Source organism: Streptomyces sp. CLCI03, from assembly GCF_053615355.1.
In genome coordinates, this window is record NZ_CM132132.1 from 3308891 (window position 1) to 3322574 (window position 13684).

Annotated in this window: 10 protein-coding genes; 4 read left to right on the forward strand and 6 right to left on the reverse strand. The window is 72.7% G+C overall.

The genetic code is table 11. The features are described 5' to 3' along the window. Window positions 1-71: 71 nt before the first annotated feature. The 5 genes from sucD to ACWG52_RS15075 form a co-directional block, all read right to left on the reverse strand. On the reverse strand, window positions 72-959 hold the full coding sequence (gene sucD, locus ACWG52_RS15055) for a succinate--CoA ligase subunit alpha (RefSeq protein WP_030712716.1): 888 nt from the start codon (window positions 957-959) through the stop codon (window positions 72-74). 21 nt (window positions 960-980) lie between these two features. Then, window positions 981-2159, reverse strand: a complete 1179-nt coding sequence (gene sucC / locus ACWG52_RS15060; RefSeq protein WP_453128906.1) for an ADP-forming succinate--CoA ligase subunit beta — start codon at window positions 2157-2159, stop codon at window positions 981-983. A 291-nt stretch (window positions 2160-2450) separates the two neighbouring features. After that, entirely contained in the window at window positions 2451-3623 is a 1173-nt protein-coding gene (locus ACWG52_RS15065; protein ID WP_389807690.1) for a VWA domain-containing protein, read from the reverse strand. Between the two features lie 92 nt (window positions 3624-3715). Beyond that, the gene (locus ACWG52_RS15070) at window positions 3716-5989 is read right to left on the reverse strand and encodes a DUF5682 family protein (RefSeq protein WP_390138809.1); all 2274 of its coding nucleotides are present in this window, start codon (window positions 5987-5989) and stop codon (window positions 3716-3718) included. After that, a complete protein-coding gene (locus tag ACWG52_RS15075; protein ID WP_389807693.1) occupies window positions 5986-7092 on the reverse strand; it encodes an ATP-binding protein in 1107 nt (368 codons plus the stop codon). Before ACWG52_RS15075 ends, ACWG52_RS15070 begins: the two co-directional genes overlap by 4 nt. 134 nt (window positions 7093-7226) lie before the next feature. Here ACWG52_RS15075 and ACWG52_RS15080 point away from each other — a divergent pair, with 134 nt between their 5' ends. Both ACWG52_RS15080 and ACWG52_RS15085 read left to right on the forward strand, forming a co-directional pair. Continuing rightward, window positions 7227-8567 (forward strand): SWIM zinc finger family protein, encoded by a 1341-nt coding sequence (locus tag ACWG52_RS15080; protein ID WP_389807695.1) that lies wholly within the window; start codon window positions 7227-7229, stop codon window positions 8565-8567. Between the two features lie 266 nt (window positions 8568-8833). Further along, window positions 8834-10417 carry a DUF5691 domain-containing protein gene (locus ACWG52_RS15085; protein WP_389807697.1) on the forward strand — a complete coding sequence of 528 codons (1584 nt, stop codon included), beginning with the start codon at window positions 8834-8836 and terminating at the stop codon, window positions 10415-10417. A gap of 96 nt (window positions 10418-10513) precedes the next feature. Here ACWG52_RS15085 and ACWG52_RS15090 read toward each other — a convergent pair whose 3' ends face one another. Further along, window positions 10514-10915, reverse strand: coding sequence for a cobalamin B12-binding domain-containing protein (locus ACWG52_RS15090; RefSeq protein ID WP_030712743.1), 402 nt, complete (start codon window positions 10913-10915; stop codon window positions 10514-10516). Between the two features lie 192 nt (window positions 10916-11107). Between ACWG52_RS15090 and ACWG52_RS15095 the strand changes: the two genes are divergently transcribed. Together ACWG52_RS15095 and ACWG52_RS15100 are read left to right on the forward strand one after the other, a co-directional pair. After that, complete coding sequence (locus ACWG52_RS15095; protein ID WP_453128907.1) at window positions 11108-11869, forward strand: esterase/lipase family protein; 762 nt, start codon at window positions 11108-11110, stop codon at window positions 11867-11869. Window positions 11870-12090: 221 nt separating this feature from the next. Further along, window positions 12091-13680, forward strand: coding sequence for a M23 family metallopeptidase (locus ACWG52_RS15100; RefSeq protein ID WP_453128908.1), 1590 nt, complete (start codon window positions 12091-12093; stop codon window positions 13678-13680). Window positions 13681-13684: the final 4 nt, after the last annotated feature.

A 13684-nucleotide genomic window follows, 5' to 3' on the forward strand; every position in this document is an offset into this window, starting at 1 on the left:
CCGCACCCCCGAGGGGTGCGGGCCACGCCCGTGCTCACGTGCGCCCGTACGAGGATCCGTACGGCGACCGCTTACTTACCGGCCAGGATCTCGCGCGCCAGCTTGGCGGTCTCGGTCGGCGTCTTGCCGACCTTGACGCCGGCGGCCTCAAGGGCCTCCTTCTTGGCCTGCGCGGTACCGGAGGAGCCGGAGACGATGGCGCCCGCGTGGCCCATGGTCTTGCCCTCGGGGGCGGTGAAGCCCGCGACGTAGCCGACGACCGGCTTGGTGACGTTCTTCGCGATGAAGTCCGCCGCACGCTCCTCGGCGTCGCCACCGATCTCACCGATCATGACGATCAGCTCGGTCTCCGGGTCGGCCTCGAAGGCCTCCAGGGCGTCGATGTGCGTGGTGCCGATGACCGGGTCGCCACCGATGCCGACGGCGGAGGTGAAGCCGATGTCACGGAGCTCGTACATCATCTGGTAGGTCAGCGTGCCCGACTTGGACACGAGACCGATCTTGCCGGGCTTGGTGATGTCGCCCGGGATGATGCCGGCGTTGGACTGGCCGGGGGTGATCAGCCCCGGGCAGTTCGGGCCGATGATCCGGGTCTTGTTGCCCTTGGCGGTCGCGTACGCCCAGAAGGCGGCGGAGTCGTGCACCGCGATGCCCTCGGTGATGACGACGGCCAGCGGGATCTCGGCGTCGATCGCCTCGACCACGGCGGCCTTGGCGAAGGCCGGCGGGACGAAGAGGACGGAGACGTTGGCGCCCGTCTTCTCCATCGCCTCGGCGACGGAGCCGAAGACCGGGACCTCGGTGCCGTCGAAGTCGACGGTGGTGCCGGCCTTGCGCGGGTTCACGCCGCCGACGATGTTGGTGCCGTCAGCCAGCATCAGCTTGGTGTGCTTCATGCCCGTGGCACCGGTCATGCCCTGGACGATGACCTTGCTGTCCTTGTTGAGGAAGATAGCCATGTGAGTCTTTGACCTCTGCCCTTACTTCGCAGCCGCGAGCTCGGCGGCCTTGTCGGCCGCGCCGTCCATGGTGTCCACGCGCTGCACCAGCGGGTGGTTGGCGTCCGAGAGGATCTTGCGACCCAGCTCGGCGTTGTTGCCGTCGAGACGGACGACCAGCGGCTTGGTGACCGCCTCGCCCTTGTCCGCGAGCAGCTGCAGCGCCTGGACGATGCCGTTGGCGACCTCGTCGCAGGCGGTGATGCCACCGAAGACGTTGACGAAGACGGACTTGACGTCCGGGTCGCCGAGGATGATCTCGAGACCGTTGGCCATGACGGCGGCGGAGGCGCCACCGCCGATGTCCAGGAAGTTGGCGGGCTTGACGCCACCGTGGTTCTCACCGGCGTAGGCGACGACGTCGAGGGTGCTCATGACGAGACCCGCGCCGTTGCCGATGATGCCGACCTCACCGTCGAGCTTGACGTAGTTGAGGTTCTTCGCCTTGGCGGCGGCCTCCAGCGGGTTCGCGGCAGCGTGGTCCACGAACTCCTCGTGACCCGGCTGACGGAACTCGGCGTTCTCGTCGAGCGAGACCTTGCCGTCGAGCGCGATGACGTCGCCGGAGGCGACCTTCGCGAGCGGGTTGACCTCGACGAGGAGCGCGTCCTCGGCGATGAAGGTCGCCCACAGGGTCACGAGGACCTCGGCGACCTTCTCGGCGACCTCGGCCGGGAACTGCGCCAGCGCGACGATCTCGCGGGCCTTCTCGATGGTCACGCCCTCGTTGGCGTTCACCGGGACCTTGGCGAGCTTATCCGGGGTCTCCTCGGCGACCTGCTCGATGTCCATGCCGCCCGCGACGGACGCCATGGCGAGGAAGGTGCGGTTGGTCCGGTCGAGGAGGTACGAGACGTAGTACTCCTCCAGGATCTCCGGAGCCGTCTCGGCGATCATCACCTTGTGGACCGTGTGGCCCTTGATGTCCATGCCGAGGATGTCCGTCGCCCGGGCGACGGCCTCGTCCGGGGTGGCGGCCAGCTTCACGCCGCCGGCCTTGCCGCGGCCGCCGACCTTCACCTGCGCCTTGACGACCGACTTGCCGCCCAGCCGCTCGGTGGCCTCGCGAGCCGCCTCAGGCGTGTCGATGACTTCACCGGCCAGCACCGGTACACCGTGCTTGGCGAAGAGGTCCCTCGCCTGGTACTCGAACAGGTCCACGCGCGTCCGTCCCTTGTCTTTTTAAAGATTCGCAGTGATTCGCGGTTGTCTGCTATCTGCGTGGGCGTGCCGCGGAGGGCAACGTGACGGCGCTGTCACAAGGAAGGCGCACACGGTGACCGTGGACGCGGCATGTCCGTCCCGCAGGTTATCCCCGAGGGACCTGGGACCCTAAATCGCAGATCACACCTGAGCGGTGATACCTGTCACAGAAAGCCTCACGGTTGAACTGGAAGTTCGTGTGATTCACCGATTCACAGCAGCGGACGGGACGGGCCGGCGGGCAGGCCGTCAGGGGATCGGCAGAGGGCGCTTCTCCAGCGCCGCGGCCATCACCTCCGGGAACAGGTCGGGAGTGCAGGCGAAGGCCGGCGCCCCAAGTGCCGCAAGGGCCGCGGCATGCTCGCGGTCGTAGGCCGGGGCGCCCTCGTCGGACAGGGCCAACAGGGTCACGAACTCGACGCCCGCCCCCTTCATCGCGGCGACCCGCTTCAGCATTTCGTTGCGGATACCGCCCTCGTAGAGATCACTGATCAGGACCACGACGGTGTCGGCGGGCCGGGTGATCTTCGATTGGCAGTAGGCGAGGGCACGGTTGATGTCGGTGCCACCGCCCAATTGGGTGCCGAAGAGCACGTCGACCGGGTCGTCGAGCTGGTCGGTCAGGTCGACGATCGCGGTGTCGAAGACGACCAGACGGGTGGCGATCGAGCGCATGGAGGCGAGGACCGCGCCGAAGACGGAGGCGTAGACGACGGAGGCCGCCATCGAACCCGACTGGTCGATGCAGAGGATCACCTCCTTCTTCACCGATCGGGCCGCCCGGCCGTACCCGATCAGCCGTTCGGGGACGACGGTGCGGTACTCGGGCAGGTAGTTCTTCAGATTGGCCTGGATCGTGCGGTTCCAGTCGATGTCGTGGTGGCGCGGGCGACTGATCCGCGCGGACCGGTCGAGGGCGCCGGTGAGGGTGGCCCGGGTGCGGTTCGCGAGCCGCTTCTCCAGCTGCTCGACCACCTTGCGGACCACGGCCCGCGCCGTCTCCTTCGTGGTCTCGGGCATCGCCTTGTTCAAGGAGAGCAGGGTGCCGACCAGGTGCACGTCCGGTTCGACGGCCTCCAGCATCTCCGGTTCCAGCAGCAGGGCGGCCAGGCCCAGCCGCTCGATGGCGTCGCGCTGCATGACCTGGACCACGGAACTCGGGAAGTACGTACGGATGTCCCCGAGCCAGCGGGCCACGTTCGGCGCGGACCCGCCGAGCCCGGCCGACCGCGTCCCCGACGTCCTGCGGGACCCCGCCTCGCCGCCCCCGCCGTACAGCGCGCCGAGCGCGGCGTCCATCGCCGCGTCCCGCCCGGTCAGCGCGCACCCGGTGCCGTCGGCCTCGCCCCCGCCGAGCACCATCCGCCACCGCCGCAGCCGCTCGCCTCCGGCCGTGCCCATGTCCGTACCCGTACCGCTCATCCGTCCGTCCCCCTCCACTCGTCGTGTCTCTTCCCTCCACCCGGCGCGTTCGGCCAGGCCGCACTCGGCTCCCCCGGAATCGGCGCCGCACCTCACCCGGCGAGCAGCATCCGCACCAGCCCCACCACCGCGTCGGCCCGCTCCCGGTCCAGCTCCGGGGCGAAGCCCTCGGGGGCCGCGGACGCCGAGGCGGCGGCGGCCGCACCGCCCGGCCCGCGTCGCACCAGCTCGCCCAAGGTCCGCTTCACGCCCGGCTCGTACGCACCGAACGTCCGCCGCAGCAGCGGCAGTACGTCGGTGAACGCCCGCTCCGGCACCCCCACCAGCCAGGTGTCGATCAGGCCCAGCAGCCGGTCGTCGTGGACCAGCAACGTGCCCCCGCCCGAGCCGCCGCCCGCGAAGCCCTCGATCCAGCCCGCCGCGTCGGTCGGGGAGGAGGCCGGGGACAGGGCGAGCCCCATCAGCCGGGCCGTCTCCTCGGCCGGCAGCCGCCCGTCGTCGAGGAGCAGCCGGGCCGCCCGGCCACGGATCACGCCGGGCACGGTGTCCCGGTCGGCCAGTACGGCGAGCACCGCGGACCAGCGGTCCCGCAGCCCTTCGTCGGCGTCCGCCAGCAGCCCGATCGCCCCGTGCACCCCGTCCACGTGGCCGCGCAGCTCCGCGGCCGCGTCGGCGTCCAGGCCGGCCGTGCAGGCCGAGGGGAGCGCCACGCATATCCGCTCGGCGAGCCCGGCCGCCACGGCGCCGAGCGCCGTCGCGTCGGTGCCGCGGACGTCCCCGTACCGCAGTGAACGGGCCAGGGCCGGCAGGGCCTTGGCGAGTCGCGCCACGTCGGTGTCCAGCGCGGCCCGGTCCGCGAGGGCCCGTAGTACGGCGGGCAGTGCCTGCGCGAGCCCGGCCAGCAGGCACTGCTCGGCCAGGGCCGTCACCTCGCCCAGTTCCTCGGCCGCGGCGGCGTCCGCCTCGGCCTTGGCGGTGGCCGCGCCGAGGACGGTGGTCCCCCATATGCCCGCCTCGGCGATCCGCACCGACAGTTCCGGCTCCCACCGCAGCCGCCAGGTCTCCCGGAAGGTTCCGGTGCCGGCCCGGGACGCGACGGGGGTGCCCCAGCCGATGCCGAGCAGCCGCAGCCGGTGCAGCAGCAGGGACTTCGCCGTGTCGGTGTCCTTGCGCAGGTCCAGTTCCAGCTCGCGGTCCTGCGCCTCGGCCTTGAGCCGCAGTGTGCGCTGCTGTCGTGTCAGGTCGCGCTGGAGGGGTACGACGGGTGCTCCGTCCGGGACCTCGCCGAGCACGTCGCCGACGACGAGCCGGTCCTCGATCAGTGCGAGCGGTATGTCGGAGCCGTCGCACATCACGGCCCGGACCGCTTCCAGGGTCTCCGTCAGGCCCGGCAGCGGTCGGCCCCGCATCGCGGCGAGGGTCTCGGCCAGTCGGACCGCCTCGATGACGTGTGCCGAGGAGACCTGCCGGTCCTCCTCGCGCAGCAGTCCGGCGACCTTGGTCAGCCACCGCTCGACGGGCCGGTCCGAGGCGGTGAAGAGGTGGGCGTACCAGCCGGGGGAGGTGATCCCCGCGCCGTACCCGCCGGCCCGGGCGAGCCTGCGGTGGGTCCAGGGCACCCAGGTGGTCTCCACCTTGACCTTCGGCAGGCCGCTCAGCAGGGCCTTGTCGGCGGCCACGGTGGCCTTGGCCCGTAGCGCGGGGACGTGCCAGGCCCCGCACACCACGGCGTAGGCGTCGCCGAACTCCCGGCGGGTGGCCCGCATCCGCTGCCGCATGTACGCCTCGCGCACCAGGTCGCGCCGGTGGCCCCCGTCGCCGTACGCCTCGCGCAGGGCTCCCATGGCCTCCCCGAGCGCCTCGAAGGCGCCGAGCACGTCCTCCCCCGTACCCCGGGCGCCGCGGTGCTCGACCACGTCCTCCCACCAGCGCTCGGGGTCGTCGTACCCGGCGGTCTCGGCCAGCACGGCCAGGGGGTCCAGCCGGACGGCGTCGGGCTCGGCCCCGGCTCCGTCCGGCCCGTCCGCCGCGGTGGCGAGCGAGTGCGCCGCCGGGAGGTCGATGAAGCGGACCGGGACCTCGTGCTCCTGGGCCCAGCGGATGGCCACCCACTCCGGTGAGAACCCGGCCAGCGGCCAGAACGCGGCCCGGCCCGGATCGTCCGCCGCGTGCGCGAGGAGCGCGACGGGCGGCCGCATCCCCTTCTCGGCGGCGAGCGGCAGCAGCGCGTCCCCCTCGGGCGGGCCCTCGATGAGCACCGCCTCGGGCCGGGCCGCCTCCAGGGCCGCGCGGACGGCGCGGGCCGAGCCGGGCCCGTGGTGGCGCACGCCCAGCAGCAGCGGACCCCGCGTCGGGTTCGGGCTCATCCGGTCACCTCGCGGCAGGCCCGGTAGAAGTCCTTCCAGCCGTCGCGCTCGCGGACCACTGCCTCCAGATACTCCTGCCAGACCACCTTGTCGGCCGCCGGGTCGCGGACGACGGCGCCGAGGATCCCGGCGGCCACGTCGGAGGGGCGCAGCACGCCGTCCCCGAAGTGGGCGGCGAGGGCCAGGCCGCCGGTGACGACGGAGATGGCCTCGGCGGTGGACAGGGTGCCGCTGGGCGACTTCACCTTCGTGCGGCCGTCGTCGGTGACCCCGTCGCGCAGCTCGCGGAAGACGGTGACGACGCGGCGGATCTCCTCCAGGCCCTCGGGCGCGGCCGGCAGGTCGAGGGCGCGGCCCATCTGGTCGACGCGGCGGGCGACGATGTCGACCTCGGCGTCGGCGGTGGCGGGCAGGGGCAGCACCACGGTGTTGAAGCGGCGGCGCAGGGCGCTGGAGAGCTCGTTCACGCCGCGGTCGCGGTCGTTGGCGGTGGCGATGAGGTTGAAGCCGCGTACGGCCTGCACCTCTTCGCCCAGTTCCGGTATCGGGAGGGTCTTCTCGGACAGGACGGTGATGAGGGTGTCCTGGACGTCGGCGGGGATGCGGGTGAGCTCCTCGACGCGGGCGGTCATGCCCTCGGCCATGGCCCGCATGACGGGGCTGGGGACGAGTGCCTCGCGGCTGGGGCCGTGGGCCAGCAGCCGGGCGTAGTTCCAGCCGTAGCGGATGGCTTCCTCGGGGGTGCCGGCGGTGCCCTGGACGAGGAGGGTGGAGTCTGCGCTGACGGCCGCCGCGAGGTGTTCGGACACCCAGGTCTTGGCGGTGCCGGGGACGCCCAGCAGGAGGAGGGCGCGGTCGGTGGCCAGGGTGGTGACGGCGACCTCGACGATGCGGCGCGGCCCCACGTACTTGGGTGTGATCACCGTGCCGTCGTCGAGGGTGCCGCCGAGCAGGTAGGTGGCGACGGCCCACGGGGAGAGCTTCCAGCGGGTCGGGCGGGGCCGGTCGTCGGCGGCCGCCAGGGCTTTCAGTTCGTGTGCGAAGGCGTCTTCGGCGTGCGGTCGCAGAGCCTCTGCTCGCTGCTCGTTCTCGGGCATGGTCATGGTCCCCCTCCAATGCTCGGCAGCCGCTCCCGACTGCTGACCCCACGGTGCACCACGCCACTGACAACGAGCCTCGTGGATGGCGTTGTTGCTGGTCAGGGCGATTGTCAGTGGGGGTCTCTACGGTGGTTCACATGACTGATCAGGGGGACCGCTGGACGGCGGAACAGGTACTGGATCTGGCTCCTGACGATGCCTCACGCAAGGCGGGGGGCAGACTCGGCGGGGCAGGGCCGTGGTTGCAGATCGGAGGTTCCGCTTCCGGTTCTGTGTGGGGAGTGTGCAAGGGCAGCGGCAGCAAGCCGTACCGCACGGTCGTGGACCTGGCGGGCCCCGCGTACAAGTGCTCCTGTCCGAGCCGGAAGTTCCCCTGCAAGCACGCTCTGGGGTTGTTGCTGCTCTGGTCGGCGGAGGGGGTCGGCGAGCCGGGCGAGGCTCCGGAGTGGGCCGCGCAGTGGCTGGCGGACCGGGCGGCCAAGGCCGCGCGGCCCGCCGGCGGGAGGGCCGCACCGGTCGACGAGGAGGCGGCCCGCAAGCGGGCCGAGCGGCGGGCGGCGCGCGTCGGCGCGGGCGTCACCGAGTTGGAGCAGCGGCTGGCCGATCTGCTGCGTGGCGGCCTCGCAGGCCAGGAGCAGGCCGGATACGCGGGGTGGGAGGAGACGGCGGCCCGCATGGTCGACGCCCAGGCGCCCGGACTGGCCGGGCGGGTAAGGGAGTTGGGGACGATACCCAGTTGCGGCCCCGGCTGGCCCGCCCGGATGCTGGAGGAGGCGGCGCTGCTGCACCTGCTCGACCGGGCGTGGCTGGGGGCGGCCGGGCTGCCGGAAGAGCTGGCGGCGACGGTGCGCAGCCGCGTGGGACTGCCGGCCTCCGGGGAGGGGGAGGCCGTACGGGACCGCTGGCTGGTGCTCGCCCAATACGACACGGTGTCGCCGGACGGTCGGCTCACCACCCGCCGGATATGGCTGCGCGGGTCGGCGGGCGGGCGGCCGGCGCTGGTGCTGGACTTCGGACCGCCCGGTCGGCCACCGGGGTTGGCGCTGCCGGTGGGGCTGGTGCTGGAGGCGGAGATGCGCTTCCGGCCCGGGTCGGCGGGGCTGCGGGCAGACCTCGGTGAGAGGTTCGCGGCGGCCGTGCCGTGCACGGAGGTTCCGGCCGGGGTGAGTACGGGGGCGGCCCTGGAGGCGTACGGGGCGGCGTTGCGGGAGGACCCGTGGCTGGAGTCCTGGCCGGTGGTGCTCGGTCCGGTGGTTCCGATACCGGGAGAGCTCGGCTGGCAGCTGGCGGACGCGGAGGGCACCTCCGCCCTGCCGGTGTCCCTCACCGGGGGCGGCCGCTCACGCGGGGGGCTCTGGCAGCTGGCCGCGTTGTCGGGCGGGGGCCCGGTGACGGTGTTCGGCGAGTGCGGCCACCGTGGCTTCACTCCCCTGACGGCCTGGCAGCCGGGCTCGACCGAGCCCGTCGCCCTGTCCTGATCAGGGGCGGAAAAGGAAACACATCGCAGGGGGCCTGGGGGGTCCTGTGCCGTCACACCGGGGGCGGCGGCAAGGAAGACGTACGGCGCCGGGGGGCGCCGGACGCGAAACGACGACGAGCCGGGGGGCTTGCATGAACGACAACCACGCCAGCTGAAGGCGAGCGGGCAGACGGGAACATCGACAGCTCCGGTCCCGTGGAGGGGGCGGGACCGGAGCCCATCACACGACGAGCGACCGACGACGAGCGACGAGGGAGGGGCCCGATGGACAAGGGTGACGAGGGGTACGGGGAGTGGGAGGAGCTGGTCGCCACCGCGCTGCTGGGCACCGAGCGGCGCCGGGGCGGGGGCCCGGCGGGCTCGCCGGAGGCGCTGCTCGACGCGGCGGCCGTGCATGCCGTACGGCGCCGGGCCGGGCTGCGTCCGGCCGAGGCCGGGCCGAGGCCTGATCCCGCGCCCCGCGATCCCCGGCCGGCGCCGCCGGAGGCGGCGGGCCGCCGGCTGGCGCAGTTGCTGGCCGGCCGGAGCGGTCCGGTCAACGGCGGCGGGCGGCGTGGGAGCGCCCCGGACCTGACGGAGCTGCTGCCGCAGTGGCTGGCCGCGGCCGCGCGGCACGGCTACCGCTCGCCGGCCGCGCTCGTGCCGGCGCTGCTGGACGCGGCCCGGGCCCGTACGGACCTACGGCCGCAGGCCCTGGCTCTGGCCGGGACGCGGGGGCTGTGGCTGGCGCGGATGAATCCGGACTGGCGGTTCGCCCTGCGCGGGGGGTCGGGCGGCGCCGGGGAACTGCCGGCGGTGACCGACCGGGCCGCCGTGGAACGGCTGTGGCAGGAGGGGCTGTTCGCGGAACGGGTGGCCCTCCTCGGGGCCGTCCGGGCGCACGAGGCGGCGGCGGCGCCGCGGCTGTTGACGACGACCTGGGCCACCGAACGGGCCGAGGACCGGCTGATGTTCCTCGATTCGCTGAGGGTGGGACTGTCGGGGGATGACGAGCCTTTCCTGGAGGCGGCGTTGGGCGACCGCAGCCGCAATGTCCGGGCCACGGCCGCCGAGTTGCTGTCCGCGTTGCCGACCTCGGCGCTGGCGGGGCGGATGGCTGAGCGCGCGCTGGCCTGCGTGGGTCCCGAGGGGGTGACACCGCCGGCCGAGTGCGACGCGGGGATGCTCCGCGACGGGGTGGTCAAGCGGCCGCCCGCCGGACGTGGGGAGCGGGCCTGGTGGCTCGGCCAGTTGGTGGAGGCGGCGCCGCTGGCGTGCTGGCGGGAGCGGTTCGGCGGGCTCGACCCGGCGGAGATCGTGGCGCTGCCGGTGGCCGTGGGCGACGGATGGACGGAGGAGCTGCACGCGGCGTGGTGCCGGGCGGCCGTGCGTCAGCGCGACGCGTCGTGGTCGCGGGCGCTGCTCGGTCCGGCGTCCGCGCCGCCCGCGGCGGGCCCGGGCACCGCCTCGCTCGCGGAACGGGCCAAGCTGCTGGAGACCCTCCCGCACGCGGAGCGGGCGGAGTGGGTCGCGGAGTTCATACGCGCCCACGGGCTGTCGGAGGCGTTCCAGCTGCTCGGGGTGTGCGTGGTGCCGTGGGCGGGTGCGCTGGGCCGGGCGGTCGTGGACGCGCTGGACACGGCCCGGGACGCGGGGAGCTACCCGTGGAGCTTCAGCGGGGTGATGGGCCTGGCGGAACGCTGCCTCGATCCCGCGGAGGCGAGCCGACTGGAGGCCCTGACCACGGCCGCGGAGGACCTGCCGGACGCGGCCCCCGGCGCGGCCGCGTACTGGGCCGAGGCGTTCCAGCGACTCGTCTCGACCCTGCGCCTGCGCGCGACGATGCTGGCCGAACTGACCCCGGCCTGACCTCCGCGGGGACGCTCGGCCGGGTACGGGCCGCACCGGGCCGGGCCGCGCGCGGGTGCGGCGCGGCCCGCCCGATTCCTGCCGAACCGGCGGAGGCTACTGACGGACGTGGGCGTTGACCCACTCCACGATGGCGGTCGTCGTCGCACCCGGCGTGAAGATCTCGGCCACGCCCTTCTCCTTCAGAGGGGCGATGTCGTCCTCCGGGATGATGCCGCCGCCGAAGACCTTGATGTCCTCCGCGTCGCGCTCCTTGAGGAGTTCCAGCACGCGCGCGAAAAGCGTGTTGTGGGCGCCGGAGAGGATCGAGAGGCCGATCGCGTCGGCGTCCTCCTGGATGGCGGTGTCCACGATCTGCTCGGGGGTCTGGTGGAGGCCGGTGTAGATGACCTCCATGCCCGCGTCCCGCAGCGCCCGCGCGATCACCTTGGCCCCGCGGTCGTGGCCGTCGAGACCCGGCTTGGCCACCACCACACGGATCGGACCGGTCACACCCATCGCACTGCCTCCCGAGTGAACGAACGTTAAGTACAGCATCGCGCACGCCGCCGTTTCGCGGTCAATCACGAGGGGGAAATCACACGTGGGACGGCATTGCGCCACCGTGCCGACAGCCGCACGGCACGGTGGTGCGACCGCCGCGGTCCCGCTGAGGCTCAGGGGAGGCCGTCGATGGGGCTGTCCGTACCCATGTCCATGCCCTTGTCCGGCGCCGCGCTGCGGGCCGGAGCACTCGAGGTGATGGTGTTCGGCGGGCACCTCCTGCTGTATCCCACCGGAGTGTGCCAGGAAAAGGTCACCGACCGCCCGCCCACGACACGGCCGCCGGTCCTCCTGCTCCACGGGTTCACCGACAACCGGTCCGTCTTCGTCCTGCTGCGCCGCGCGCTCGGCGCGGGAGGCCGGCACGTGGAGGCGTACAACTACTCCCCCTTCACCCTCGACCTGCGCGTCACCGCCCGCCATCTCGCCCGGCGTGTCGAGGAGCTGTGCGAGCGCACCGGGCAGGAGCGGGTGGATCTGGTCGGGCACAGCCTGGGCGGACTGGTCGGCCGGTACTACGTGCAGCGACTCGGCGGCGACAGCCGCGTCCGGACCCTCGTCACCCTCGGCACACCGCACTCGGGCACCCGGGTCGCCCCCTTCATGGACGCGCACCCGCTGATTCGCCAGATACGCCCGGACTCCGAGGTGATCACCGAGCTCGCCGCGCCCGCGCCCGACTGCGCCACCCGATGCGTCGCGTTCTGGAGCGAGTTCGACGCGATCATGCTTCCGGTCGCGACCGCGCGGATCGAACACCCGGATCTGTGTGTGGAGAACGTGCAGGTCACCGGTATCGGACATCTTGCGCTGGCCGCCCATCCCGCCGTGATCGCGGCGGTCCGACGCATCCTCGACGGACCCGGTCCGGCCGCCGTCACGGGCTCCGACGCCGCCTCCGTCGCCTGACCGACGAGCGACCGACAGTCGAACGAATTTCGAACTCAAGGCCAAGGGTCCGCATTTCGACGACCGAAAGACGGCCGAATGCCCGGTTCCGGAGATCTGGGGACCCGGCGAAGATTGTCGTGGCGAGTAACCGCCGGGTACAGTCACGCCACTGCTCTCCTCCGGTGAACCTTGCGTTCCCGGCCACCCAGGCCCCCACTGCCGAGGCGAAAGAGAAGTTGGTGAACGACCGCCCCACGTCGGGCCAGTACCCAGATCCCGGGTACGACGGCCTTTCCACCACCGCTTTCGCTGGTGACTCCCCCTACGCTTCCTATGAAACGCAGGGTCAGGGAGTCAACTACGCCGCCTACGGTTCCTACGACACGGGCGCGTACGACGCCACCGCGTGGGCCTCGCAGGACAGTTACCTGTCCACGATCCCTACCCAGGTCGCCCCCGAGGACACCACCGGGAGCTGGGACGCGAGCGCCTGGAACACGCCGAGCACGGACTACTCCGGCTACACGCAGTACCAGCAGCCCCCCTTCGGCTACGACACCTCCGGCGAGCAGACCGGGCACTGGGCGATGCCGGGCTACGGCACCACCGGCACCGAGACCGGCGCCTACGACGCCACCGCCTGGAACACCGTCACCGAGACCCCGGCCCAGCCCGAGGCCGGCTACGCCTACGAGTACCGGCCCGCGCCCGAATCCGGGCAGCAGCAGGAGTACACGTACCAGGCGACCACCGTCGGCTACGCCTACGAGGCCACCCAGGCCGTCGTCGTCGACCCCGGTCACGGGAGCGGCTTCGAGACCGGCTTCGAGACCGGGTCCGCCACCTACAGCGAGACGGCCGTCTTCGAGGTGCTCTCCGAGGAGACGCCTCTGGTCCACGAGGCACATGAGGCGCCCGAGGCGTTCGAGCTGCCCGAGGCGCACGATCTGCCCGAGGTCCACGACCTCCCCACCCAGACCATGCCCGTGACCTCGACCCCGCGCTCCGCGCGCCGGACGGCCACCAAGGGCAACGGCAAGACCGGCTCCGCCGCCAAGGCGGGCACCGGCAGCGGCAGCGGTGGCAACAGCCGTCGCCGCAATCCGGCGAAGCGTTCCGCCCTGCTGACCGTGGCCGTGCCCTCCGCCTGCGTGATGGGGGTCGCGGGCGTCGCGGCCGCCTCCGTCGGCGGCCTCACCGGCACGGACCGGCCCGCCGAGGAACCCACCACGATGGCCGCGCCCGACCCGGCCTCGGTGAAACCGGTCGCGGCGAACACCAAGCTCGACACCCAACTGGTCGCGCTCAGCGCCGACGCGGGCGACTTCGCGGACCGCGCGAGCCGCACGCAGGAGCGCATCGACCTGCGCGAGCGCCAGGAAGAGGAAAAGAAGAAGAAGGCGGAGGAGGCCGCGGCCAAGGAGGCCGCCCGCCCCAAGTTCGCCATCCCCGTGAACCAGCACGGTCTCAGCGCCAACTTCGGCCAGGCCGGCGGCATGTGGATGTCGGTGCACACCGGCATCGACTTCCCGGTCTCCTACGGGACCCCGGTCATGGCGGCCACCGACGGCACCGTGCGCACCCAGTACAACAGCGCCTACGGGAACATGGCGATAGTGACCGCGCCCGACGGCACCGAGACCTGGTACTGCCACCTCAGCTCCACCAAGATCCGCGGTGGCAAGGTCAAGGCGGGCGACGTCATCGCCTACTCGGGCAACTCGGGCAACTCCACCGGCCCGCACCTCCACTTCGAGGTCCGGCCCGGCGGCGGATCCGCGATCGACCCCCTGCCGTGGCTGCGCAGCCACGGTCTGGACCCGACGTAACTCC

Excerpts from the sequence above, each read along its gene's own strand:
- sucD (WP_030712716.1), bottom strand. The coding sequence starts at position 959 with ATGGCTATCTTCCTCAACAAGGACAGCAAGGTCATCGTCCAGGGCATG.
- ACWG52_RS15065 (WP_389807690.1), bottom strand. The coding sequence starts at position 3,623 with ATGAGCGGTACGGGTACGGACATGGGCACGGCCGGAGGCGAGCGGCTG.
- ACWG52_RS15070 (WP_390138809.1), bottom strand. The coding sequence starts at position 5,989 with ATGAGCCCGAACCCGACGCGGGGTCCGCTGCTGCTGGGCGTGCGCCAC.
- ACWG52_RS15075 (WP_389807693.1), bottom strand. The coding sequence starts at position 7,092 with ATGACCATGCCCGAGAACGAGCAGCGAGCAGAGGCTCTGCGACCGCAC.
- ACWG52_RS15080 (WP_389807695.1), top strand. The coding sequence starts at position 7,227 with ATGACTGATCAGGGGGACCGCTGGACGGCGGAACAGGTACTGGATCTG.
- ACWG52_RS15085 (WP_389807697.1), top strand. The coding sequence starts at position 8,834 with ATGGACAAGGGTGACGAGGGGTACGGGGAGTGGGAGGAGCTGGTCGCC.
- ACWG52_RS15090 (WP_030712743.1), bottom strand. The coding sequence starts at position 10,915 with ATGGGTGTGACCGGTCCGATCCGTGTGGTGGTGGCCAAGCCGGGTCTC.
- ACWG52_RS15095 (WP_453128907.1), top strand. The coding sequence starts at position 11,108 with ATGTCCATGCCCTTGTCCGGCGCCGCGCTGCGGGCCGGAGCACTCGAG.